Annotated in this window: 20 protein-coding genes; 5 read left to right on the top strand and 15 right to left on the bottom strand. The window is 47.2% G+C overall.

The window, feature by feature from the left end:
* Positions 1–71: 71 nt before the first annotated feature.
* Both DTO96_RS08970 and greB read right to left on the bottom strand, forming a co-directional pair.
* Positions 72–1,202, bottom strand: a complete 1,131-nt coding sequence (locus DTO96_RS08970; RefSeq protein WP_114563185.1) for a serine hydrolase — start codon at positions 1,200–1,202, stop codon at positions 72–74.
* A 267-nt stretch (positions 1,203–1,469) separates the two neighbouring features.
* Positions 1,470–2,012, bottom strand: coding sequence for a transcription elongation factor GreB (greB, locus tag DTO96_RS08975; RefSeq protein WP_114563186.1), 543 nt, complete (start codon positions 2,010–2,012; stop codon positions 1,470–1,472).
* Positions 2,013–2,233: 221 nt separating this feature from the next.
* Here greB and DTO96_RS08980 point away from each other — a divergent pair, with 221 nt between their 5' ends.
* The 4 genes from DTO96_RS08980 to DTO96_RS08995 all read left to right on the top strand — a co-directional run bounded on the left by DTO96_RS08980 (position 2,234) and on the right by DTO96_RS08995 (position 6,599).
* Positions 2,234–2,512, top strand: coding sequence for a type B 50S ribosomal protein L31 (locus DTO96_RS08980; RefSeq protein ID WP_114563187.1), 279 nt, complete (start codon positions 2,234–2,236; stop codon positions 2,510–2,512).
* Positions 2,513–2,677: 165 nt separating this feature from the next.
* A complete protein-coding gene (locus DTO96_RS08985) occupies positions 2,678–4,408 on the top strand; it encodes an ArnT family glycosyltransferase (RefSeq protein WP_114563188.1) in 1,731 nt (576 codons plus the stop codon).
* 78 nt (positions 4,409–4,486) lie between these two features.
* Entirely contained in the window at positions 4,487–5,044 is a 558-nt protein-coding gene (locus DTO96_RS08990; RefSeq protein ID WP_114563189.1) for a TIGR00645 family protein, read from the top strand.
* A 40-nt stretch (positions 5,045–5,084) separates the two neighbouring features.
* Entirely contained in the window at positions 5,085–6,599 is a 1,515-nt protein-coding gene (locus tag DTO96_RS08995) for a fumarate hydratase (RefSeq protein WP_114563190.1), read from the top strand.
* 321 nt (positions 6,600–6,920) lie between these two features.
* Here DTO96_RS08995 and DTO96_RS09000 read toward each other — a convergent pair whose 3' ends face one another.
* The 3 genes from DTO96_RS09000 to DTO96_RS09010 are packed head-to-tail and all read right to left on the bottom strand — an operon-like array spanning position 6,921 to position 12,845.
* Positions 6,921–8,360, bottom strand: coding sequence for an efflux transporter outer membrane subunit (locus DTO96_RS09000; RefSeq protein WP_308418246.1), 1,440 nt, complete (start codon positions 8,358–8,360; stop codon positions 6,921–6,923).
* A 4-nt stretch (positions 8,361–8,364) separates the two neighbouring features.
* Complete coding sequence (locus tag DTO96_RS09005; RefSeq protein ID WP_114563191.1) at positions 8,365–11,526, bottom strand: efflux RND transporter permease subunit; 3,162 nt, start codon at positions 11,524–11,526, stop codon at positions 8,365–8,367.
* A 5-nt stretch (positions 11,527–11,531) separates the two neighbouring features.
* Entirely contained in the window at positions 11,532–12,845 is a 1,314-nt protein-coding gene (locus tag DTO96_RS09010) for an efflux RND transporter periplasmic adaptor subunit (protein ID WP_114563192.1), read from the bottom strand.
* A 243-nt stretch (positions 12,846–13,088) separates the two neighbouring features.
* Between DTO96_RS09010 and DTO96_RS09015 the strand changes: the two genes are divergently transcribed.
* Positions 13,089–13,613 carry a MarR family winged helix-turn-helix transcriptional regulator gene (locus tag DTO96_RS09015; protein ID WP_114563193.1) on the top strand — a complete coding sequence of 175 codons (525 nt, stop codon included), beginning with the start codon at positions 13,089–13,091 and terminating at the stop codon, positions 13,611–13,613.
* Positions 13,614–13,790: 177 nt separating this feature from the next.
* On the opposite strand, the gene DTO96_RS09020 is transcribed toward DTO96_RS09015, so the two are convergent.
* From DTO96_RS09020 to zwf, 10 genes are all read right to left on the bottom strand, one after another.
* Positions 13,791–15,020: an argininosuccinate synthase gene (locus DTO96_RS09020; RefSeq protein ID WP_114563194.1), complete on the bottom strand. Its 1,230-nt coding sequence runs from the start codon at positions 15,018–15,020 to the stop codon at positions 13,791–13,793.
* Positions 15,021–15,168: 148 nt separating this feature from the next.
* A complete protein-coding gene (locus tag DTO96_RS09025) occupies positions 15,169–15,897 on the bottom strand; it encodes an ABC transporter permease (protein WP_114563195.1) in 729 nt (242 codons plus the stop codon).
* Positions 15,894–16,862: an ABC transporter ATP-binding protein gene (locus DTO96_RS09030; protein WP_114563196.1), complete on the bottom strand. Its 969-nt coding sequence runs from the start codon at positions 16,860–16,862 to the stop codon at positions 15,894–15,896. Before DTO96_RS09030 ends, DTO96_RS09025 begins: the two co-directional genes overlap by 4 nt.
* Positions 16,859–18,031, bottom strand: a complete 1,173-nt coding sequence (locus tag DTO96_RS09035) for an ABC transporter permease (protein ID WP_114563197.1) — start codon at positions 18,029–18,031, stop codon at positions 16,859–16,861. Before DTO96_RS09035 ends, DTO96_RS09030 begins: the two co-directional genes overlap by 4 nt.
* 103 nt (positions 18,032–18,134) lie before the next feature.
* Complete coding sequence (osmF, locus tag DTO96_RS09040; RefSeq protein WP_373277781.1) at positions 18,135–19,115, bottom strand: glycine betaine ABC transporter substrate-binding protein OsmF; 981 nt, start codon at positions 19,113–19,115, stop codon at positions 18,135–18,137.
* A 156-nt stretch (positions 19,116–19,271) separates the two neighbouring features.
* Positions 19,272–21,056: an ABC transporter transmembrane domain-containing protein gene (locus tag DTO96_RS09045; RefSeq protein WP_114563198.1), complete on the bottom strand. Its 1,785-nt coding sequence runs from the start codon at positions 21,054–21,056 to the stop codon at positions 19,272–19,274.
* A 410-nt stretch (positions 21,057–21,466) separates the two neighbouring features.
* On the bottom strand, positions 21,467–22,402 hold the full coding sequence (argF, locus tag DTO96_RS09050) for an ornithine carbamoyltransferase (RefSeq protein ID WP_114564002.1): 936 nt from the start codon (positions 22,400–22,402) through the stop codon (positions 21,467–21,469).
* An 87-nt stretch (positions 22,403–22,489) separates the two neighbouring features.
* The gene (locus tag DTO96_RS09055) at positions 22,490–23,686 is read right to left on the bottom strand and encodes an aspartate aminotransferase family protein (RefSeq protein WP_225972474.1); all 1,197 of its coding nucleotides are present in this window, start codon (positions 23,684–23,686) and stop codon (positions 22,490–22,492) included.
* Between the two features lie 312 nt (positions 23,687–23,998).
* Entirely contained in the window at positions 23,999–24,817 is an 819-nt protein-coding gene (locus tag DTO96_RS09060; RefSeq protein ID WP_192878981.1) for an SIS domain-containing protein, read from the bottom strand.
* A 184-nt stretch (positions 24,818–25,001) separates the two neighbouring features.
* Positions 25,002–26,447, bottom strand: a complete 1,446-nt coding sequence (gene zwf, locus DTO96_RS09065; RefSeq protein WP_114563201.1) for a glucose-6-phosphate dehydrogenase — start codon at positions 26,445–26,447, stop codon at positions 25,002–25,004.
* Positions 26,448–26,550 lie beyond the last annotated feature (103 nt).

The following is a 26,550-nucleotide window of genomic DNA, read 5'->3' on the forward strand; positions in this document are numbered from 1 at the left end:
TAAATCAAAAATTAAAAGCCTTCGTCAGACGAAGGCTTTTATAGGCACTGCGAATGCAGTCACTTAAAAAATTATAACGAAGGCCATGCATTTGCAGCGTCCACTTTCGACACTGTGGGTGCTGAGCCACTTTCGAGCCAGTTTTTAATGCGCACCGCATCAGTGACACGAGAGTCGGCTGAACGGGAATCAAGCAACACAATGATTTTTGGTGAACCATTGATGAAAGCTTGAATCACCACACATTTGCCTGCAGCACTCAAAGTACCTGTTTTTTGCATGCCAATGTTCCAGCCCATGCCGCGAGAGATCAATCGGTTGCTGTTGTGATACACCAGCTCACGGCCATACGGCGTGTACACCGTCGCGCTGTCAGTGGTTGACAATTGGCGAATGACTTTATATTGAGAAGCGGCATTGACCATTTTCGCCAAATCCATGGCTGAAGCTTGATTCGAAGGCGACAAACCGCTAGGGTCAACAAAATTTGCACCATTCATGCCGAGCATACGTGCTTTGGCGTTCATGGCCTGAGTGAAAGCATACAAACCACCTGGGTACGTCCGACCCAAAGCGTAAGCCGCACGATTCTCAGACGACATCAAGGCCAGCAACATCACATCGCGGCGTGGCAAAGTGGTGCCAGCCGACAAACGAGAGTTTCGGTAATGATCCGCATCTTCTTCATTGATGGTAATGGGCTCATCCATGTCAAGGCGCGCATCCAATGTCACCATCGCTGTCATCAATTTTGTGATCGAAGCAATGGGAAGCTGTGTACGGGAGTTTTTCTCATACAAAGTGCTCCAGCTGTTTTGATCCACCACAAGCGCCACACTGGCACGTAAGTCAAGCGGATCATACGACTGATCCAAACCAAACTGACGACCATACGATACATTGCGAACGCTGTACGTTGGTGCTGCAGGCGCGATGCGTGCCACGTGAAAAACGGGCTTAGCCACTGCTTTAGCGACAGGAGCACGTTTAACGGGTGTGAATTTAAGCAAATTCGTTAATTTAGTTTCTGATGACTTGGCAGCAACGGCTTTTTTATTTGATTTTGAATCTTCTTTGGCCGTTGTTTTCGTCGCGGTTTTTTTCTCAGCAACCTCAGATTTTGCCGCATTCTTTGCAGCAACAGGCAAAGACACAAACAAAGCCAGTGCAGATGCCATTGCTAATTTAAATGTGTGTTTCATTGGAACTCCATTTTTTAGTTGCGCTTCTTTTGTGCGCTTGGGGAAAAATAAGTTTTAAATTTCAACTTATTTTCATATATTGAAAATCATTCTACGGATAAAGTCATTAAAAATCAAATGCTTTAAGCAGTTTTATAAAGCAAAAACTACGTTTGTTGGAAATTTAACTTCAATCAGGGCAAAAACAGCTTATTCAGGTAAAAAACGCAAGCTTTTCATAACGTCAGCACGTGATTTTCGTTGACACGCTCACTTACACAGCATTTTTTATCTTTCCCTAGCATCAAGGGCAATGTACTTTACCTCGACAATCTCCAACACTTCAATGCCTGATGGCGTATGCAAACGAACATCATCACCCACGCGTGCTTTCAGCATCGCACGCGCAATCGGGCTGCTCCAGCTCACATAACCACGAGACGAATCAATTTCATCTTTGCCAACAATTGAAATGCACTCTTCAGTCTGAGACGCTTCTCGCCAAAAAACAACAGTGGCACCAAAAAACACTTGATCCATGTGTTGTTGCGCCACAGGATCAATCACTTGGGCATTTTCAAGCGCTTTGGTCAAATAACCCACACGCCGATCAATTTCCCTCAAACGGCGTTTACCATACAAGTAATCACCATTTTCGGAACGATCACCATTTTTAGCAGCCCACGACACCACTTGAACCACTTCTGGGCGCTCAGTATCCAACAAATGCAGCAACTCTGCCTTTAAACGCGCATAGCCTGCTGGCGTCATGTAGTTTTTTACAGGCGCGGGAATGGGCGCCCCACTTTCAATCACTTTGCCACTGACCATGCCTTAATCCCTTGCAACTTAATCATTTTTTAGCACAATCTATAATTATACGACAAATAATGGAAACACTTTGGACTTGAGCCACCAACACATAAAATCCTTGTGTTTCTTTATCATTTGTGTGAGAATAAGCGGCTTTTTATATTTTGGCGTGTGATTGGGTTTTCGGGTTATCTTTATAACCGCTCAGTTGGCTGCCGCTTAACTTAAGGATTTTAAAAATGAAACCAGGTATCCACCCAGAGTATCGTGAAGTTGTTTTCCATGACATGTCTAACGATTTCAAATTCGTCACACGTTCAACCATCCACACCCGTGAAAAAATCGAGTTCGAAGGCAAAGAATATCCTTTGGTTAAATTGGAAACGTCTTCAGAATCACATCCCTTCTACACTGGCACCCAAAAAATCATGGACACTGCTGGTCGTGTTGAGAAATTCCGTAACAAATACGGCTCACGCAGTGGCATTGCTAAATCAGCAGAAGCTGCAGCTGAGTAATGACTCGCTTTATACATGTTGTTTAACATGTGATGAGCACAAGGCAGCGTTTGCTGCCTTTTTTCATTTTCAGCCCAATGATTGATTTGGGGTCTCTCTTATTCCAACAATCATTGGATTCATCACGAAACCCTTCATGGGATTTTGCCACTGCCCCCTACATTTATGCCTCCAAAAACCTCCAATCCTTTGCGCCTAAATCAAGATGACGTGGCTCGTTTGCCCCATCGGTATTTGATTTTAGTGGTGATGCTGTATATTGCCGCTGGCTTGACTTGGCGTGATTTATGGCGTCAAGAAGCGGCCAGCTTCGGTATCATGCTGAGCATGGCTCAAGGCGGGGTGTCGGATTGGATTTATCCCAACGTGGCTGGATTGTACAGCGTCACTCTGGGCCCTTTACCTTATTGGATTGGGGCTATTTTCATTCAATTGTTTAATAGCATCATGTCACCATTCAATGCCGTTCAATTGGGCATTGCTTGTCAAGATGCACTCAGCATTTACTTGCTGTGGCTCGCGGTCTATCGTCTGGGCAAACGACATGAACTTCAGCCCCAACGTTTGGCTTTTGGTGGAGAGCCTCTGCCCAACGAATATGGTCGAATGTTGGCCGATTCGGCTGTTTTGCTTTTGATTGCGACCTATGGTGTCGCCGCTCACACCCACGACACCAGTGAAGGTGCAACCATTTTATTGGTGTGCATGATGTGGTTGTGTGGTGCTGTGGGCTCGCTTGAGCGGCCATTGAAAAGCCGTTGGCTCTGGGCTGTGGGTTTTGCGGGTATGGGGTTGACCTTGCCATTCAGTTTGTTTATTTTCTTTATTTTAGCAACTTTGTGCGCCCTGTTTTTTACACATTGGCGTGAAAACAGCCTCAATGTCGCCCCAGTGGTTATTTTTATAGGCATGGTAGCCCCCGCAGTGTGGTTGTTCAATATCGCTCAAAATGCCGAGTTTTTTACAGCATGGCTTGGCAGCCAACACTTCGCGCCATTGTCTTCAGTCAACGCTGCTTTTTTTGGGCGCAATATTTTGGTGTTCACTTGGCCGATCGCCCCATTGGGATTATGGTGTTTATGGCAATGGCGTTCTCGTTGGAGCAACCCCATGATGATTTTGGGGATTTTATTGCTGATTGCCCCTTTGTGTCATACATTTATTACGGGTCAACGTTTTGATGCATCGATGTTGATGTTTATTCCTGGGTTTTTGTTGCTCGCACCATTTGGTTTGGCGACATTAAACCGTGGTCGTGCCAATATCATTGATTGGTTTTCTCTACTCACTTTTTCTGCCTTGTCGTTGCTCATCTGGTTGTTTTGGGTGGCTGCTTGGACTGGTTTTCCAGCCCAATTGGCACGTAATGTTTATAAACTCGCTCCTGACTTCAAGCCCGAATTCAAATGGTGGCCTTTTATGATTGCGGTTGCGGTGACCGTTGGGTGGCTGCTGGTGTTGCGTTGGCGCGCCCGTTTTCAACCGCGCGCTTTGTGGAAATCAGTCGCTTTTTCATCCAGTGGTTTGGTCATGGTGTGGGTTTTACTCGCGACATTGGCCATGCCTTGGCTCAATCACACCCGCAGTTATGAAGCCGCAGGACAAGCACTGAATAGAAGCATTCCGCCTGAAACCACATGTGTCCGCGCGATTGATTTGCCTGCAAGCGCACGTGGTGCAATGTATTATTATGCACACGTGCCCTTTGTACCAGAGCGCGCTGCTTTTAAAAACGTCAATTGCCCATATGTGCTCACTCAAGAACGCACATTAAAACTCAACACGCGCATCAACGGCAAACCAACGGTTGAATGGCAGGGTCAAACATGGCAAGTCATTTGGACAGGCGAACGGGTATCCGAGCGCAGCAATGCTTTAATGCTGTTGCGCCAGTAAGTCCATCGTAACAATCAACCTTTATCATTGATGCCATTCATTGGCATCAATTGATATCCAATTTTTTCAAAATTAATTATGAAACACAACTCTTTTAAACAGCAACTTCCTCGCTTTATTTTCTTTAGTCGTTGGTTACAATTGCCACTTTATTTGGGTCTGATTGTGGCTCAGGTGGTGTATGTTTACCATTTTGGGATTGAGCTGTGGCACTTACTGCATGCCACTGCTGCACATGAACTGACCGAAACATCCATCATGCTGATTGTCTTGGGCTTGATCGACGTGGTGATGATTTCCAACTTACTGATCATGGTGATAGTTGGTGGCTATGATATTTTTGTTTCACGGATGAATTTAGATGATCACCCTGATCAACCTGAATGGCTCGATCATGTCAATGCAGGTGTGCTCAAGGTTAAATTATCTATGGCGATCATCAGCATTTCCTCCATTCATCTGCTCAAAACATTCATGAACATCGATCAAATGACAGATCGCGCCGTCATCATGCAAACCACTATTCACATGGTGTTTTTATTGTCCGCCCTGATGATGGCTTGGATTGATAAAATCAGCAGTCATGCGCACAACGTGAGTGACTACACCTCCCCCAGTGCAGAGAAAACACATTAGAATGGTACATATTTTCAATTAAACGACCGAGGAGCACACCATGAGCACCATTTTAGAAAAGGATTTCATCGAGTCCATCGCCGATGCCTTCCAATACATTTCATACTACCACCCTGAAGATTACATCAAGGCCTTGGCAGCGGCTTACGAGCGTGAAGCTTCGCCAGCAGCCAAAGATGCCATTGCCCAGATTTTAACCAACAGCCGCATGAGCGCAGAAGGCCGTCGACCCATCTGTCAAGACACGGGCATTTGTGTGGTCTTCCTTAAAATAGGTATGAATGTGCGCTGGGAGTCCAAGCTCACCATCCAAGAAATGGTCAATGAAGGTGTGCGCCGCGCTTACTTGAACCCTGATAATGTGTTGCGTGCCTCAGTGCTTGCAGATCCAGCAGGTAAACGCATCAACACCAAAGACAACACCCCAGCAGTGGTTCACATCGAAATGGTTGCGGGCGACACCGTCGATGTCATCGTTGCAGCCAAAGGTGGTGGCTCAGAAAACAAATCAAAAATGGTCATGCTCAACCCATCGGATTCTATTGTGGATTGGGTGCTCAAAACCGTACCCACAATGGGTGCAGGTTGGTGTCCACCAGGCATTCTCGGTTTGGGCATTGGCGGCACCCCTGAAAAAGCCATGACATTGGCCAAACAAGCCATCATGGAACCGATCGACATGCACGAACTCTTGCAGCGCGGCCCATCGAATCGCATTGAAGAGTTACGGATTGAACTGTGTGAAAAAGTCAACGCGCTCGGCATTGGCGCACAAGGTCTGGGCGGCCTCACCACTGTGCTTGATGTTAAAATTTTGGATTACCCTACGCATGCAGCGTCACTGCCTGTCGGCATGGTTCCCAACTGTGCTGCCACGCGCCATGCGCACTTTGTCCTAAATGGCAATGGCCCAGCCATTCTCACCCCGCCAGCACTCGACACTTGGCCTGATGTGAATTGGGCACCCGATTACGAAAAAAGCAAACGCGTCGACCTGAACACCCTAACTCGTACTGAGGTCGAAAGTTGGAAACCAGGTCAAACTTTACTCCTCAACGGTAAAATGCTCACAGGTCGCGATGCCGCACACAAACGAATCGCTGACATGCTTGCAAAAGGCGAGCCCCTGCCTGTTGATTTCACCGACCGTGCGATTTACTACGTTGGCCCTGTGGATCCCGTACGCGATGAAGTTGTTGGTCCCGCAGGTCCGACCACCGCCACACGCATGGATAAATTCACTGAAATGATGCTGGCACAAACAGGTTTGACGGTCATGATCGGCAAATCTGAACGCGGCCCAAGTGGCATTGAAGCCATCAAAAAGCACAAAGCAGCTTATCTCATGGCTGTAGGTGGCGCCGCATACTTGGTTTCAAAAGCCGTTAAACATGCGAAAGTCTTGGCTTTTGCTGATTTGGGCATGGAAGCGATTTATGAGTTTGACGTGGTGGACATGCCTGTGACGGTTGCAGTGGATTCAAATGGCACCTCTGTGCATGAAACAGGACCAAAAGAATGGAAAGTCAAAATCGAGCAGTTGCATAAAGCTTGATGACATTTCCAACATCACATAATGTGATGCTTGATGTGCAATACCAGTAAAAAACCAGCAATATGCTGGTTTTTTATGTGCGCTTTAAATCTTTAATTATTAATCTTTAATTTTTCAACTCTTAATTGATTCCTCATACCCAAGGATTGATTCCATTTTAGTGAAACTCATAAAAAAGCAGACGTTCTGTTTTGATGTTTCTTTTGAGGAAAAATAGATTTTAAGCAAGTTTTCGTTAAAACATCCTAAATTCAAATCACCTTAAATGAAGTTCACGTGAGCATAACAACCATGACACCAATCCTCAAACACAGGGCATGCTTATTGCCAACCACCACCCAACACCTTGTATAAGCTCGCATAATTATTCAATTGGGCAAGCTGCATGCTGATTAACGTTTTTTGCGTGCTGTAGAGTGTACGTTGGGCATCAAGCACCACCAAATAGGCATCGACCCCATAATTAAACCGCGCTTGAGAAAGTTGCAAACTTTGTTGTGCTGCAGCTTGACGCACTTCATACGCTTTGACTTGTTCACGCAAACCTGTCGCTTGCGCCAATGCATCAGACACCTCTTTAAATGCAGTTTGAATGGTTTTCTCGTAAGTTGCGATGCCGATGTCGCGCTCAACATTTGCGATTTTTAGATTGGTACGATTGGTGCCCATGTCAAAAATGGGCAGTGTGATCGACGGCACGAACGACCACACCCCAGTGCCTCCCATGAATAGGCGTGCCAGATCACCGCTGGATGTACCTGCTGTCGCAGTGAGCGCAATTTTTGGAAAGAAAGCCGCACGTGCAGCACCAATGTTGGCATTGGCAGCCAATAAGCTGTGTTCTGCCGAAATGATATCGGGGCGGCGAGTGAGGACATCCGAAGGCAAACCTGCGGGCAAATCCACGTTAATTTTTGGAAATGCAGTAATCAACGGTGGCAATAAAGTCGACGACACTTCACCACCGACAAGCAAAGCCAAAGCATTTTTATCCATGGCCACTTGAGCCTTGTAATTGGCCGCATCCGCCCTTGCCTCTTCGACTGCGGTCTGCTGTTGGCTGACGGTCAGTTGGTTTTCGACACCGATGTCCAATTTGCGCTGCGTTAGTTTCAGCGTATTTTCTTGCGTATTGAACGTTTGCTGTGCCAAAGCAAGCAACGCTTGATCCGCCGCCAAGGTGTAATATGCAGAAGCGACCTCGGCAATGAGGCTGATTTTCGTACTGTGTTGGTTGGCCTCAGTGGCTAAAAAAGTCTGCAAAGCCTGTTGCTTTAAACTGCGTACCCGCCCAAACAAATCCAGCTCGAAGGCGCTAAACCCAACACTCGCACTATAAGAACTGCTGATATAAGGCTGTCCCGTACTCGACAGGTCACCAGAAATGCGTTGCCGAGACTCACTGCTACTGGCGTTGATGGTTGGAAACAACGATGCCCCTTGCACGCGGTACTGCGCACGCGCTTTTTCAATGTTCAACAGGGCCATGCGCATGTCACGGTTATTGCTCAATGCCGCAGCAATCAACTGTTGCAAATTGTCATCCCTGTAAACCTCACGCCAATGTAAGTCTGCAGCCAGTACTTGCCCAGCCAAAGCAGCCGCCCCTTCGTTATAATTGGCAGGTACAGGCAATACAGGTTGTTGATAAGCGGGCATCATGGTGCAGGCGGACAACCACACGCTGCAAACCGCCGATGATAAAGCAAGCTTAAATCCATTTTTCATAGGTGAATAATGTGCTGTATGTTTATTGTTCATCGCCTCAGCCCTGTGTGTGATTGACATGTTGCGACGTGGCTGCGTTTTTTCGCCCCCACTTCTGCCATTTGTTTTGCACAAAATCCAACACCAATACAAAAAATAGAGGCACAAAAAAGATCGCCAAGAAAGTCCCTGAAATCATGCCACCCACCACAGCGGTGCCCAGTGCATTTTGTGCACCAGAACCCGCACTGCTGCTGAGCATCATGGGCAGCACCCCAAGAATGAATGCAAATGAGGTCATCAAAATCGGTCGTAAACGCAAGCGTGCGGCATCCAGCACGGCTTCACGCAAGGGGCGACCATTGTCAAACTCAGCTTTGGCAAATTCAACAATCAGAATGGCATTTTTTGCAGCCAAACCCACCGTGGTCAACAAGCCCACTTTGAAATAAACATCATTTGACTTGCCTGCAATCAGAGCCAAACCAATCGCACCAAGCAAACCCAAAGGCACCACCATGATGACTGCAAATGGGATGCTCCAACTTTCATACAAAGCCGCTAAACACAGGAACACAAACACAATTGAGATGATGTACAGCCATGTCGCCTGAGAACCCGATGACTTTTCTTGTAATGAAATACCAGACCATTCCGAGGTGACACCTGTAGGCAAAGCAGCCACTACTTTTTCTGCTTCATCCATCGCCGTACCCGTTGAAACACCTTGCGCGCTGCCACCCGTGATGCTGATTGCAGGCAAGCCATTGTAACGCTCCAAACGTGGCGAACCGTTGATCCAACTGCTATTGGCAAAAGATGAAAAGGCCACCATGACCCCACTGCTGTTTTTAATGTACCAACGACTCAAATCATTCTCACTCATGCGATAGGGCGCATCGGCTTGAACATACACTTTTTTCACACGACCACGATCCAAGAAATCATTGACGTAACTGCCCCCCCATGTACTCGACAAATTACTGTGTATGTCGGTCAAAGCCACACCCAAAGCACCGGCTTTGTCTTCATCAATGTCTACTTTTAATTGCGGGCTGTCTTCCAAACCATTGGCGCGCACGGCGATCAATTTTGGGTTTTGATTGGCTGATCCCAAAAATTGATTGCGTGCTTGCATCAAAGCTTCATGCCCCAAACCTGCGGTGTCTTGTAACTTCAGTTCAAAACCCGAAGAGTTACCTAAACCTTGGATCGCGGGGGGTGACATGGCAAAAATACTGGCTTCACGAATTTTAGACAATGCCATATTGGCTTGCATTTGAATCGAGCTGGCTTTTTGATTCGCCGCACCACGTTGATCCCATGGCTTCAGCTTAATAAATGCAAAACCCATGTTTTGACCCGTACCAGAGAAACTGAAACCATTGATGGTCATCAAAGAATCAACTGAGCCTTTTTGCTCGTTCAGAAAATATTGTTCCACTTCTTTCAAAATCACATTGGTGCGTTCTGCACTGGCACCCGCAGGCAACTGCACCGACACCATCAGCATGCCTTGATCCTCATCGGGTAAGAAGCTCGATGGCAACCTCATAAACCCAAGCACCATCAGCAACAGCAATGCGCCATAAATCAGCATGTAGCGGCGACTGCGCGACAAAATATGCCCCACCTGCCCCGTATACTTGGCTTGACCACGGTTAAACAATTGATTGAACTTACCAAAAAAGCCTGTGTCGGCCAACACATGGCCTTTTTCCACAGGCTTGAGCAAAGTGGCACAGAGTGCGGGGGTCAAAACCATCGCAACCAACACCGACAGGACCATCGCTGCAACAATCGTGATGGAAAATTGGCGGTAAATAACCCCCGTTGAGCCCCCAAAAAATGCCATCGGGATGAATACGGCACTCAATACAGTCGTGATGCTGACCAATGCGCCACCGATTTGATCCATCGATTTGATCGTGGCATCGTGTGGTGACAAACCTTCTTCATTCATCACCCGCTCGACATTTTCAACCACCACAATCGCATCATCGACCAGCAGCCCAATCGCCAACACCATCGCGAACATGGTCAATGTGTTGATGGTGAATCCACTTGTATACAGCACGCCAAATGTGCCCAACAACACCACAGGCACGGCAATTGTTGGAATCAAAGTGGCGCGCCAGTTTTGTAAAAACAAGAACATCACACAAAAAACCAAAACAACGGCTTCGAGCAGTGTTTCAACCACGCCTTTAATGGCCAAGCTGACAAATGGCGTGGTGTCATAAGGCGTATGAATTTCCACACCATCAGGGAATGCTTTTGACAACTCATCGAGCTTCGCCGTCACACGTTTGGCTGTATCCAATGCATTTGCCCCAGTGGCCAAACTGATCGCCATTGCAGCAGCAGGTTGACCATTGTATTTCGCATTGCTGTTATACGACTGGCTACCGAGCTCAATGCGTGCCACATCCTCTAGGCGCACTTGTGCACCATTGGTTTGTGTGCTTAACACAATATTTTTAAACTCATCCACCGTTTTCAGCTTACTTTGTGCCGTGATGGTCGCGTTGATTTGTTGCCCATCCACCGCAGGTAAACCACCGATTTGACCCGCTGACACTTGGGTGTTTTTTGCCCCAATGGCGGTGATGATTTCTTGAGCAGTCAATTTGTACTGCATCAATTTATCGGGATCCAGCCAAATGCGCATGGCGTATTGCGCACCAAACAATTGTGTACTGCCCACACCCTGCACTCGACTTAAGGGTTCTTGGATGTTCGAGGCCACATAATCGGCCAAATCCGTATTGTTCAATCGACCATCTTTTGAGGTAAAAGCCACCACCTCCAAAAAGCCTGTGGACGACTTGGTCACCGTCACACCCACTTGTTGAACCGATGTCGGTAAGGTTGAACTCACCTGTGAGACTTTGTTTTGCACTTGAACTTGTGCGGTGTCGGCATTCACACCATTGTTAAATGTCAAGGTGACATTCGCTGAGCCGTCTGCAGAGCTGGTTGACGACATGTACGCCAAGCCATCTAAACCCTGCATGCTCTGTTCAATCACTTGGGTGACGCTGTCTTCCACCGTTTGAGCCGATGCACCTGTATATGTGGCACTGACCGATATGGTGGGGGGGGCGATTTGTGGATATTGCGCAATCGCTAAATTTTTAATTGCCATCGCCCCAGCCAACATGACAATGATTGCCAGCACCCATGCAAAAATGGGGCGATTAATAAAGAAACGAGCCATGATGATTATTTCCCTTGGGTTGAATTGGCTGCTGCGACTGGATTGGTTGAAGCTGTCGCGGCATTTTTTGCCGAAGCATCACCAGCACTGGCTGCATCTGCAACCAATACACCATTCACTGCATCACCCACGCGGGCTTTTTGGAAACCATCCACCACCACTTTATCACCCGCTTGCAAACCTTCGCGCACCAGCCAATCCTGACCAACCGCCTGTCCTGTGGTCACCATGCGTTGAGCAATTTTGCCATCGGCATCAATCACCCACACCATCGCCTTACCCGTCGTATCGCGCAACAAAGCCTTTTGCGGAATCAGCAATGCGTTCGGGAGTGTGGTGTTGTCCAACACAATGCGCACAAACATGCCGGGCAATAAAGTACGCTGTGGATTGGCAAACACAGTGCGCAAAGCAATCGAATCAGATGTTTGATCAATGGCCGCATCTGCAAAACTTAAAGTCCCTGTCGCGCCATACTCGCTGCCATCTGACAGCATGAGTTTAACCGCAGTGCGTCCATTGCTTTTCACATTGCCTGATTGCAAAGCCTCACGTAAACGCAAAGCATCTGATGCCGATTGTGAAACATCCACATAAATCGGATCCAATTGTTGAATGGTGGTCAAAGCCGTGGCCTGACTGGCAGTCACCAAAGAACCCTCATTGATCGCCGATTTACCAATGCGCCCGCTGATTGGCGCTGTGATCGTCGCGTAGTTTAAATTGACCTGTTGGCTGTTTAAGTTGGCACGTGCTGCTGCAACATCGGCTTGTCCCTGCTTGAAAGCCGCTTGTGCGTCATCGTAATCTTGTTGACTGACCGCTTTAATCGCAGCCAGTTCTTTGTAACGCTGTGCTTTTAGTTGTGTCGCGTGCAATGAAGCCAAGGCCTTGTTTAAACTGGCTTGTGCACTGTCCGTTGCCGCACGATACGTGCTGGCATCAATTTGGTACAACGGGCTACCCGCCTTGACATCCCCCCCCTCGCGGAACAACCGTGAACGAATCAAACCATTGACTTGAGGTCGAACCTCTGCCGTTCGATACGCCACCACTCGCCCTGGTAACTCAGTGTACATCGGTGCATCTTGCGCCGCCATCACAATGTAGCCCACCTCTGCTGGTGGTTTTTTTTGACCCTCTGCCGCTGGATTTGTCACACTGGATTTGCTGCATGCAGCCAACAGCAACGCACACAACACGGCGCTCACAAGGGGTCGCCACCCTACTTTTTGGCCTGCATTGGTTTGTTGATCGGTGCTATTTTCACCTTTAAAAACGATGAATGCTTTATGCTTACCTTGTTTTATGCGTGCCATACCCACCCTCACTCTTATTATTAACAATCACACCAATTGATTCTGCAAGCCCTCTTAAAAAAAGAAAAGCTTTTTGAATTATACTGTAAATTATCTTTCCAGCAAGATAATTATTGCCACCCACTGCGGGTGTCCCTTTGTTGAAGGGTGCATGGGGCAATTGTGATAAAATTGCGAACAATATTGATTAAACGGAATGTGATTTAACACACAAAATCCACACATTACAGCAATGAGGATCCTATGCCGCCGCATTTTTCAATGTCTCTGGATGAGTTCGCAGAAATTCATCGTTCTGGGTTCAATGTCGAATTTGACCCTGTGGTCATGCCCTTGATGTACTTGCTCAAAGCAGGTAAAGCCTATCACATGAGCATACTTGAACAAGACATTCAAAAGATCGGCTTGTCTATTTTTGAAGCCGACGTACTGTTGATCCTTAAAGGCTCATTCAATGAAAAACAACTGACCCCAAAGCAAGTCGGTGAACGTTTGGCCATCAGCTCGGGCGGTCTGACCAAAGTCCTTAATCAGCTTGAGCGCAAAGGTTTCATCACTCGACTGATTGATGAACATGACAAGCGCAGCAAACCCATTAAACTCACCCCCATAGGTGAACAAAAAGCCGTTGATGCCCTGCTGCAAATCCAAAGCACCACCGATGGTTGGGTGCACGGTCGCTTGTCCGATGAAAAAATCATTGCTTTGTCTAATTTGTTGTCTGAGCTGGTTCCACAGCCCAAAGAGTCACGGAGTCAACCCATCTGATTTGCATCGTTTAAACGAACGGCTTAAATTAAACAGCTGACGTTTAATTAATCAAATGAAATGAATTTAAATGCCATGGCAACCCAGAGACAACCAGAGACAACAGCTAAATACTTCTGTTTACCATACAAAAAAAAACCGATTCTCTCGAATCGGTTTTTTGATGCAGGTTAAATATCAACCGCCGCGTTTAATGCGTGCATTCTCTGCAATGCGCATGCGCAAAGCATTCAACTTGATGAAACCAGCTGCATCGGCTTGATTGTACGCACCACCATCTTCATCAAAAGAAGCGATGTTTTGATCAAACAATGTGTGAACTGAATCACGCGCCACCACACTCACACTGCCTTTGTACAATTTCACACGAACAAAACCAGAGACATTGGTTTGCGTGTAATCGATCAAAGTTTGCAATGCTTTACGTTCCGGACTCCACCAGAAACCGTTGTAAATCAAGCTGGCATAACGCGGCATCAAATCATCTTTTAAATGTGCCGTTTCACGATCCAAAGTGATGGATTCGATGCCACGGTGCGCTTTGAGTAAAATCGTACCGCCTGGGGTTTCATAGCAACCGCGTGACTTCATGCCAACAAAACGGTTTTCAACCAAATCCAAACGGCCAATGCCGTGTTTGCCACCGAGTTCGTTTAAACGCGCCAACAATTCGTGTGGCTTCATGTGCACACCATTAATGCCGATCAAATCACCCGCTTGGAATTCCAAATCGAGGAATTCTGGCATGTCTGGCGCATTTTCTGGAGACACACTCCAGCGCCACATGTCTTCTTCAGCTTCATTTTTTGGGTCTTCGAGGTGACGGCCTTCAAAGGAAATGTGCAATAAGTTTGCATCCATTGAGTACGGTGCACCGCCACCACGGTGTTTAGACTCGATGGCAATGCCTGCATCTTCAGCATATTTGAGCAATTTTTCACGTGAATTCAAATCCCATTCACGCCATGGGGCGATGACTTTGATGTCTGGACGCAAAGCATAGTAACCGAGCTCAAAACGCACTTGGTCATTGCCTTTACCTGTTGCACCATGAGATACCGCTGTCGCACCAGTGAGGTTGGCAATTTCAATTTGACGTTTGGCGATCAATGGGCGAGCAATTGAGGTGCCAAGTAAGTATTCGCCTTCATAGATGGTGTTTGCACGAAACATGGGGAAAACAAAATCACGCACAAACTCTTCCCGCAAATCATCGATGAAAATATTTTCAGGTTTGATGCCAAATGCCAACGCTTTCGCGCGCGCGGGTTCAACCTCTTCACCTTGGCCTAAATCGGCTGTAAACGTCACCACTTCGCAATCGTAGTTGTCACCCAACCATTTTAAAATCACCGAAGTATCCAAGCCACCAGAATACGCCAAGACCACTTTCATTTTATCGCTCATTATCATTCCCATTTTTATATGACAAAAACTGCTAAACCCCTATTTTACTTGAAGTTTTGCAGCTTAGCCAGCTTCAAATTAACGAAAACAAGACAAAAAACGGATATATTGAGCCATAAAAAACATGCACCATTGTCTGCTGTGAAAGTCATGTGCGCTTTTGTAAAGCATCAAATGATAAATCAACCACAACCGCCAACAAAGCAACCAGAAGTGCACCTTGCACCACATAAGCCATGTTGTTGCCATTCAAACCGATGATAATGGGTGAACCGAGGGTTTTTGCACCCACCGTTGAAGCAACAGCTGCAGTGCCAATGTTGATGATGACGGAGGTTCGAATGCCTGACAAGATGACGGGCATCGCCAGTGGCCACTGCACTTGCCTGAACAATTGCACGGGGGACATGCCTAAACCTATTCCAGCATCAACAGATGAGGTGGGCACATCGTCCAAGCCTGCAATGGTCGATTGAACAATGGGCAACAGGCCATACAAAGACAAGGCAATCAATGCGGGCACGACACCAAACCCAACCAAAGGCACCACAATCGCCAACACAGCCACAGGGGGAAATGTTTGCCCCATCGCCACCACGGCTTCAACCAAAGGTTTGAAATCACGTCCAAAACGTTGAGTCACAACGACCCCCAAGGCCACCCCCAGTCCAATCGACATCACACTGGACAGTGCAACAATGAACACATGGGCCAATAACAATTGTAAAAAGCTGTCCTGCGTATAAATTGGACGTTCCAACTCAGGAAACACATGGGCGAACATGGGTTGAAGCAGAGGCATGCCAAATGTCAACGCAATCAATATCACCCATGCCCACCATGCAGGACTGGTATAGGGCACTCGTTTGATGTTCATGTTTCATCGCCTTTCACTTCACTGGTTTCAGGCCCCCTCATGCTGTGCAATAAATCATTGAAGTGCACCACCCCAATGTGACGTTGCATCTGGTCGACAACCGTCATAGTGTTTACCCCTTGGACGACAAACTCAGACAGCGCTTCTTTCAGGGTGGCGTGTTCAGCTATCTGCACGTCATTTGTCGCCATACCTTGTTTGACATGGTTTTTAACATGCGCCAAGGACAGCCATTTGATGCCCATGTCGTTGCGGCCAATGAACTCAATGACCTTGTCATTTGCAGGTTGCATCATGATGCTCAGGGGATCGCCTTGTTGCACGATTCGCCCACCATCCAACAGCACCAAATGGTCAGCCAACATCAACGCTTCATCGATGTCATGGGTGATCAGCAAAATGGTCTTACCAAAAAGCCGATGAATCCGTTTCAATTCAGCTTGTAAACCGGCACGGGTAATGGGATCCAGTGCCCCAAAGGGTTCATCCATCAATAAAATTTCAGGATCAGCCGCCATTGCACGCGCCACACCAATCCGTTGTTGCTGCCCTCCAGACAACTCATGGGGGAAGCGTGAGCGGTATTCATCTGGATTCAGACTCAACATAGTCAACAGCTCATCCACGCGCGCATGGATCTTTTCCTTACGCCAATGCAACAGCTGCGGAACCGTACCAATGTTTTGTGCGACAGTCCAATGTGGGAATAGACCTGTGGACTGAATGACATAACCCATTCGACGGCGAATGTCTTCGGGCTTAAAGCTTCGAATCTCTTGACCCGCAAACAGAATCCGTCCTCGATCATGCTCAAGCAATCGATTGGCCATTTTTAACACTGTTGATTTACCCGAACCTGAAGTGCCAATGATGACGGTGATTTTGCCACGCTCTATGTGCAAGGATAAATCGTCAATGACCGTTTGATCATCAAAAATTTTGCTGACATGTTCAAAATGGATCATGATGCCCCCACTTCAAATTGAGCCAAAACAAGCTTAAAAAACGCATCGACACACATTGTCAAAGCCAATACGGGCAGCACGCCCAGCATAATTAAATCAACGGAACTGCTCGATAAACCTCTAAACATAATGGCTCCAAAACCACCCGCCCCAATCAATGCCGCCACCGTCGTCAAACCAATCGCTTGCACTGCCGCGACACGAATCCCAGACACAATCACGGGCAAAGCCAGACGCGCACGCACCCGATATAAAACCTGTAAAGAATCCATGCCCATGCCCCATGCCGCATCAACAGCAGAGGGCGGGACATTTTGCAAGCCGACCACTGTCGCACGCACGACAGGCAGAAGTGAATACAAGGTTAAGGCAATGACAGCGGGCGCAATGCCCACCCCATGAATGCCCATGTCCGCCAACCAAGGAAAGCGGCTCGCCAGCCAAGCCAATGGTGCAAGCAAAAAAGCGAATAAAGCAATGGATGGGATGGTTTGAATGACATTCAACACATTCAACAACAGAATGCGTAAACGCATGCGACGAAAAGCCAGCACACCAACAGGCAAGCCGATCAGCAACGACAAAAAAACAGTGATGCCCGCAACCTCAAGGTGTTCAAACAAAGCAGAATCAAACGCTTGGCGATTGGCCATGTATTCTTTGTACAGCGACAAATTCACACTGTGCGCTGAAAGCATCAAATGGATCAATGGCAAAAGTACCATAAACGGCAACAGCGATTGGTAAATGCCACGGCCCGTTAAAAACCGCACCGCTTCCATAGCCATCAACCATAAAATCAAAATCAACAACCAAAATCCCGCCCCAAATGACACCCGAATGGTGCTCAAACCTGAAATACGGCCATTTGCTTGCTGGATCACCACCTCACCACACACAAGCATCAACAAACTGACCATGAACAACACAACGATTGCGCTTAAACGTTTATTAGAAAAAAAAGGAGCCATCATAAGCAACGCCACAGCCAAAACAACAACCCCACCAGGCATCGATGCAAGCCCACTTAATTGAGCCCATTGCAAAGGCTCACCTTTAGGTGTCATCATGCGGTTGGGAGCAACTGTTAAAAAAGGCAAAAAAAATGCTGCCCATGCTGCACAGGCAAGCAGCACGAGCAACACTTTGTTGTGGATTTTAATTGGCATTTTGTAAAAAGCCTAAAAAAACGTGGAAATGTGGAAACGTGCAGCAAGTCCATGTGTTCAAACCAAGATTGGTTCAATGCAACAACATCCAAACAATTAAATACTATTTTAAAAAACCTTGGGACTTAAGGTAATCTGAAGCAACTGTTTTTGCATCTCGCCCTTCAAAAGCGATTTGACCATTTAATTTTTGCAGGGTTTTCAAATCCAAAGAAGCAAACACTGGATTCAGAATGTCAGCAATTTCTGGGTGTTTTTTCAAAGCCTCCTCACGAATGACTGGGGCTGGCTCGAATACGGGCTGAGCTGTCTTCGAATCATCCAACACAACCAAACCCATCGAAGCAATCGCGCCATCTGTGCCATAAGCAAGCGCAGCATTGACGCCTGAGGTCTGCTCCGCAGCCGCTTTGATGAACACCGTCGTGTCACCGCCAGCCAAGGACAAAAACTGATTTTGCTTGAGTTTAAAACCATAAGCTTTTTCAAACAATGGCAATGCGTCACCACGCTCAATAAACTCAGATGATGCAGCCATTTTAAATGGCCCACCCGAATCCAAATATTGTTTTAAATCTTCTAAGGTTTTCAAATGATGGGCTTCGGCCAAATCCGAACGCACCGCAATCGCCCACGTATTATTGGCAGGTGCTGCTTGCAACCACACCAGTTTATTTTTGTCATAGTCAAGTTTCTTGACCAAATCATATGCTTCTTTTGGGTTTTTCCACGCGAGGTTTTTTTCATCATTGAAAATAAAAGCCCCACTCCCCGTGTATTCTGGATAGATGTCGATTTCACCCGAAGTGAGTGCATAACGAACAATTTTAGTCGCTCCCAGCTGCACTTTATTCACGGTAGGAATGCCTTTATTTTCAAGCAACAATATAATCATGTTGCCCAGTAAAGCGCCTTCTGTGTCTATTTTTGAAGCCACACGAACCGCGTCTGCGGGAGCGACTTTCTTAGCCACAACGCTTTCAGTCTTGGCCGGCCCACAACCAGACAGCCCCAAAATCACAGCCATCAACGATGCCGCAGCAACCCGTTCAATGTGCTTTAAAAACATGCTGTTTATTTTCATCACACGACCCTTTGTTTATTTTTATTTAAGTCGACAGGCACTGCTGCATGCAAACAACTCAAGCAATTGTCGCCCGTGCACCATCGTGCACCATTGTAACCTCAAGTCCAAACATGCGTAAAAAATATGCAAACAAAACACAGACCCCAAGCCCCATTAAGATTGAAACTGCAATCGAGCCAAACGCGCATACACACCATCCAATGCCAACAAATGGGCATGGTTACCCATTTCGACAATCCGTCCATTGTCCATCACCGCAATGCGATCAGCCCGCTGTATGGTCGCAAGGCGATGGGCAATGATAAGGGTCGTGCGCCCTTGCATTGCCGCATCAATCGCTCCTTGAACCCAGCGCTCGGACTCCGCATCCAAAGCACTTGTGGCTTCATCGAGCAACAGCAACGGCGGATTTTTTAACAATGCCCGCGCAATCGCAATCCGCTGACGCTGGCCACCCGATAAACGCACTCCGCGCTCACCTAAAAAAGAGCGATAACCTTCGGGCAACTTTTCTATGAACTCATGTGCCGCAGCCATTTTTGCGGCCGCCATGACCTCCTCATCGCTGGCATCCACGCGGCCGTAGCGAATATTTTCCAACGCATTGGCAGAAAAAATAACCGTATCCTGAGGCACAATGCCAATCGCATCGCGTAAATCGCTTAACTTAAGCTGTGCAATGTCCACCCCGTCCAGAGTAATTTGTCCCTTCTGCGGATCATAAAAACGCAGCAACAATTGAAACAAAGTCGTTTTACCCGCGCCCGATGCACCGACCACAGCCACCGTTTCACCCGCTGCAATGTCAATTGACAAATCACACAATGAAGGCGTCAAAGGCCGAGATGGGTAGTGAAACTCGACCGCATGCATCGACAGCGTTGCCCCAGAGGCCTTTCGCACAGCCAAAGGCAATGGATGGTCGGGCGAACGAATATTGGACTGTAAAGACATCAACTCCAAAAGCCGCTCAGTTGCGCCCGCCGCGCGCTGCACCTCACCCAAAACTTCAGACAATGCACCAATCGCGCTCGCCACCATCGCTGCATACAAAATAAACTGGCTCAGTTCACCACCGCTCATTTCTCCCATCAAAACAGCCCGTGCGCCCAACCATAAGACAAATACAATCGTGCCAAACACCAACACAATCGCCATCACTGTCAATATTGAGCGCGCACGAATGCGACGCATCGCTGTTTCAAAAGCCGACTCAACCGACTGTTTGAACCGATTCGCCTCAATCACCTCATGTGTAAAAGCCTGCACCGTTGGCATTGCATTCAGGATTTCACCCGCCATCGCCGACGCATCGGCAATTCGACTTTGCGAATCACGCGACAATGACCGAACACGGCGGCCATAAATCACAATGGGCACCACAATGGCTGCCAATAAAACAATGATGATGGCCGACAATTTGGCACTGGTCAGCACCAACATCACCAAACCACCCATCAGCAACAAAGAGTTCCGCAAAGCCATTGAAATACTTGTTCCAACAACCGATTGAATAATGGTCGTATCCGCCGTCAAACGAGACAAGACCTCCCCTGTCTGTGTTGTTTCAAAAAACTCTGGGCTTTGTGTGACCACATGCCCATACACCGCACTGCGCACATCCGCCGTCACCCGTTCACCCAACAACGACACCATGTAAAAACGCGCAGCCGTTGCCAACCCCAAAATTACCGCCACACCAAACAAAGCCAAAAAATACATGTCCACATGAGCGACCCCTTGAGTCGCAGTACCCTCCTTGACAAACCCCACATCAATCAACTGACGAAATGCATAAGGAATGGCCAAAGTCGCGGCCGCTGCGATCAGCAATGCCACCCCAGCCAGCATAAATTCCTTTTTATAGGGCTTTAGAAAAGGTAAAAGCCCCCTGAGTGTCGCAAGGCTGGATTTAGAAGAAGCGGTTGTTTGTGTCATGTTGTATTCTTAGAAGGATGGGTATGTCCAACACATGGTGACGAAAAAGGCATTTACAACGCGTTCATGCAACTGTTCAGTTTATATGAGGTAAAAAATCACAAAAACAGCTATCCGCACAAACAATTACATTTAAGTGCCTTCATTAACAAATGATTAATCAATGTATTGAACACATTAAAAAAGGTTTTGAAATTGAGGAGGGATGCTAAAAAACACCTTGATCATTGCATGGTGATGTTTTTAAAACATGCGGCTTGATCCAAGTAATGTTTAATTTGTAAACAACAAATAATAACAGCCATACACAACCGCCACAAAAAAATAACCAGGGCAATAGAAATAGGCAATTTAAAGCCCCTCAATCAATTTCTGATGAGGGGCTTTTTTGAACATCAACAAAAGTTCATTTATTCGAAACGACCACGCAATAAATATTCCATGATGGCTTTTTGTACGTGCAAACGATTTTCAGCCTCCTGCCACACGACGCTTTGAGCACCATCAATGACCTCGGCATCCACTTCTTCACCACGATGTGCAGGTAAACAGTGCATGAACACCGCATCAGCCGCCGCATGAGCCATCATGTCCGCCGTCACTTTGAAATCTTTGAAAGCAGCCATGCGCACTTCATTTTCAGCTTCGTAACCCATGCTGGTCCACACATCAGTGGTGACAATGTGCGCCCCTTTACAGGCATCCATCGGATGCTCAAATACGGTATAGAAGGGTTTATCTTGCGGATCAATCAATTGCTCATCCAAAGCATAGCCCGCAGGTGTGGCAATATTCAAATGAAAACCAAGTACACGCGCGGCCTGAATCCACGTGTAACTCATGTTGTTCGCATCACCCACCCAAGCAACGGTTTTACCTTCAATGGCGCTCACATCCTCACCATTGCCACGTTCTTCGATGTAAGTGTAAATGTCAGCCATGACCTGACAAGGGTGGTATTCGTTGGTCAAACCATTGATGACAGGCACACGAGAGTTTGCTGCAAAACGTTCAAGGATGTCCTGTCCAAAAGTACGAATCATGATGATGTCGACCATGCGTGAGATCACTTTGGCCGCGTCTTCCACTGGTTCGCCACGCCCAAGCTGTGTGTCCTTGGTATTCAAAAATACCGCATGGCCGCCGAGCTGGAAAATACCTGCTTCAAACGACAAGCGCGTGCGTGTTGAACTTTTTTCAAAAATCATCGCCAATGTGCGGTCATGCAATGGATGCCATGTCTCGTATGCTTTAAAACGACGTTTCAACTCAGCAGTGCGCTGTACGAGGTAAACGTATTCATCTTGCGTAAAATCAGAAAACTGAAGGTAATGTTTAACTGTCATGGTGGCCTTGATTGTGTCCCAATAGCATGTATCAGCATGCATTATGCGTTTGAAAAACGCTTTATTCTAAAAACACTTTAACTTTAATTACGGTGCTTCATTTAAGAAATTCTTGATGAGTTTGCTCAAACGATCGACCAACTCAGCACTGTCTTCATCGCTGAAGACCAGTGGTGGCAATAAACGCACCACCGTGTCGTGGGTGACATTGATCAGCATGCCTTCATTCAAAGCCAGCTTGACCAATTCACCACAAGGACGATCCAACTCAATCCCGATCATCAAACCCAAACCACGGATGTCACGTACATCACCCGCCAGAACCTCATCTTTCAATGCAAGGTTCAAGCCCCGTTTAATGGCAGCACCTTGGCGTTCCGCATTGGCCGCCAAGCCATCAGACTCAATCGCGGCAACGGTTGCCAAACCCGCCGCCATCGCCAATGGATTCCCACCAAATGTGGTGCCATGCGCCCCAACAGGAAAAACACCTGTTGCCCGTCCGCTGGTCAAAATCGCACCCACAGGCACACCCGAGCCCAAACCTTTAGCCAAAGTCATCACATCAGGTTTGACGTTTTCATGTTGATGGGCAAACCACTTGCCGGTACGCGCAATGCCTGTTTGCACTTCATCAAGGATCAACAACCAACCATGCGCGTCACACAATGCGCGAATCTCTGTCAACACACCCGCATTTAAACAGCGGATGCCGCCCTCACCTTGTACCACTTCGAGCATGACAGCCACCACCGATTCATCATCAGCATACGCTTTAATTGCTTCCACATCGTTGTACGGCACACGCACAAAACCGCTGACCAAAGGTTCAAAACCTTTTTGCACTTTGGCATTGCCCGTCGCCGTCAATGTCGCCAAAGTGCGCCCATGAAATGCCTCTGACATGACAATGATTTTGGCATCTTTTTTGCCTTGTTGTTGACCGTACAAACGAGCCAACTTGATGGCACCTTCGTTGGACTCAGCACCGCTGTTGCTGAAAAAAACTTCATCCATGCCTGACAATTGAGCCAAAGCATTGGCCAACTCATGCTGCTGAGGCACGTCATATAAATTCGACACGTGAATGACCTGTGCAACTTGTGCTTGCAAAGCTTGAACCAACCGCGGGTGGTTATGTCCCAAACCATTCACCGCAATGCCCGACAACGCGTCCAAGTACACCTTACCATTCACATCTGTTAAACGCACCCCGTTACCATGGGCAAACGCAACAGGTAGGCGGTTAAAAATTGGCATAAGGTGTGAAGCAGAGTTACTCATGGGGCATCCTATCTAAAAAAACCAAATAAACCCTCAATCAAACATCTCGGGTCACTGGAGAGTTTCACTGACGGCCAATAAAAAATAAAACAGGCGACTTATGTCGCCCAATGCAAACTGTATCATAGGTAAAAAAACACTTGGATGCAAGCCTTATCATGCGGCATCTTGGCGCAAAAGCGCAGCAGAACTGAAGTTGGAAAAAGTAAGGGGCTGTTTTTCTCGTATTTTCTTAAATAAAAAACGCCATGAACATAAGTTAGCATGGGTCAAACCCTCACATGACTACTTCCGCTCACATGAATCAATCACCTAAACATTGCTCTCAGCGACAGACAGCACCACCGACAACACATCGATCAGAGCCAATTGTAAAATCCGCGTCAGCATGGCGGGCTTGGTTTGCCGTTCTTCGTCGGTGTTGATGACAATGACCGCATCGGATTTACGTGCAAGTGGGGTTTTGGCAGGGGCAAGCGAAAGAATAGAGGCACCATTGGCTTTGGCTAAATTGGCAGCTTCAATCAATTCAGGCGTTTGCCCTGAACGTGAAATGAACATGGCCACATCGTCTTTGCCTAAACGCTCTGCACATAAACTCATCATGTACGCATCAGTGCGCGCAGAAGCATTGATGCCTGAACGAATCAATTTGTATTGCGCATCATCGGCTACAGAAGCAGAACTGCCCAACGCAAAGACATCCACACGGCGGGCTTTTTTTAACAACGCGATGGCCTTTTCAAGTGAGCGCGCACTGATTTCTTCACGCAAGCTCAACAAAGCATTCGCCGTATTGCCCAATACTTTTTCGCTGATGCTGCCAATGCTATCGTCTTGCTCAACTTGAGTGAAACTGATGGTCGCATCACCATTCAAAGTACCTGACAACTTCAACTTGAAATCATGTAAACCATCACAACCTAAACTGCGGCAAAAACGAATCACAGTGGGTTGACTGACCTTGGCGGCTTTGGCAATATCGGTGATGGGGCTGCTGACAAACAGACGAGGATCCTCTAAAACAAGATCCGCAACCTGCGCCTCCGAACGACTCAGATGCAATCGCGTGCTTTGAATGCGCATCAACATGGCACCCGCACTGTTCCCTTGTGAACTGGTCTCTGGCATTTTCTTAGCTCGTACCATGTGTGTTATTACCTTCACGTTATATAACGATATAAACTGATATTGTATAGTGTTATATTACAAAAGTGAATGCATCTGCACAAAGCTTCATATGCAAAAAACTCCCGCAAATAGACATGGGAGTTTTTTACAGGTCAAAAGCATGACAAAATAAGACGGTGCAGTCCTACAGCTCTTCATGCCAATTGAAGCCATCACGGGCAACTAAAGCGTTCGCTGCGGGCGGCCCCCATGTACCCGCCATGTACATTTTTGGCGCGACATTTTGATCCGTCCATGTGTTGATGATGGGCTCAATCCAACGCCAAGCTTGCTCTTGTTCATCACGACGAACAAACAAGCCCAACTGACCATGAATTGCATCCAACAATAAACGCTCATAACCATCCATGCGGCGCTCTGAGAAGAAATCCTCGGCATCCATGTCCAAATGAACGGGCGCCAAACGCATTTGATTGCCTGGGCGCTTTGATAAAAAGTACATGCGCACCGATTCCTCAGGTTGCAACTGAATGACCAAACGATTCGAACCCACAGGCATTTTGCCCAAGAGTTCATAAGGCACGGACTTAAACTGCACGACGATTTCCGCCATGCGTTTGGGCATTCGTTTGCCCGTGCGCAAGTAAAAAGGCACCCCAGCAAAGCGCCAATTGTTGATTTCGGCTTTTAATGCCACGTACGTTTCCGTCGTGCTGCCTTTTTTTATACCCTCTTCTCCTACATACGCTGGAACTTCTTTACCGCCTACTGTGCCCGCGGTGTACTGCCCGCGAACCACATTATTCAATACATCATCTGGACTCATGGGTTTGAGCGAACGCAACACGCCCAATTTGGCATCGCGGATCGCATTCGCATCCATCGATGCAGGTGGCTCCATGGCCACGATGCACAGCAATTGCAACAAATGGTTTTGCACCATGTCACGAATGGCACCTGTTTCGTCATAAAAATCACCACGTTTTTCGATGCCAAGTTCTTCCGAAATGGTGATTTGCACGTTCGCAATGCGGTCACGGTGCCAAATCGGCTCAAAAAAACTGTTGCCAAAACGCAAAGCCATTAAATTTTGCACTGACTCTTTACCCAAGTAATGGTCAATGCGATAAATTTGATTCTCTTCAAATGCTTGACCAATCACATCATTGATTTCTTGGCATGATTGCAAATCATGACCGAGTGGCTTTTCAACCACAATGCGTGCATCTTTATTGAGGCCATGATGTGCCAAGCCCGTGCAAATGGCTTCAAAAATTGAGGGCGCGGTGGCAAGGTAAAACACGCGCTCATTATTATTTTGTTCCAGTGCCTCTTTGAGTGGAATGTAGCTATCGGTGTTATTTGCATCCAAACACAAGTAGCTGACATGACCTAAAAAGCTGCCCCACTGCGCATCATCAAAGCGATCTTTAATGTGGCCTTTTACATTTTCATCCATCCACACATGATACGACTCATCGGTAAAATCACTGCGCGCCGCGCAAAAAATACGACTGGAGGGTTGAAAACCACCGTCAACATAGCTTTGATATAAAGCAGGCAACAGCTTGCGCATGGTTAAATCGCCCGTGCCGCCGAATAAAATCAATGAAAATGCGGGGGTGTTCATACAAAACCTTTCTGTTTTTTTTCTTTGCATCCTGCTGCAAATATCTCCTGAACAGAAATATGCCGCAAAATGTAGGAAAAGTAAATATATTTTGACATTTTTT

Source organism: Ephemeroptericola cinctiostellae, assembly GCF_003339525.1.
Lineage (GTDB): Bacteria > Pseudomonadota > Gammaproteobacteria > Burkholderiales > Burkholderiaceae > Hydromonas > Hydromonas cinctiostellae.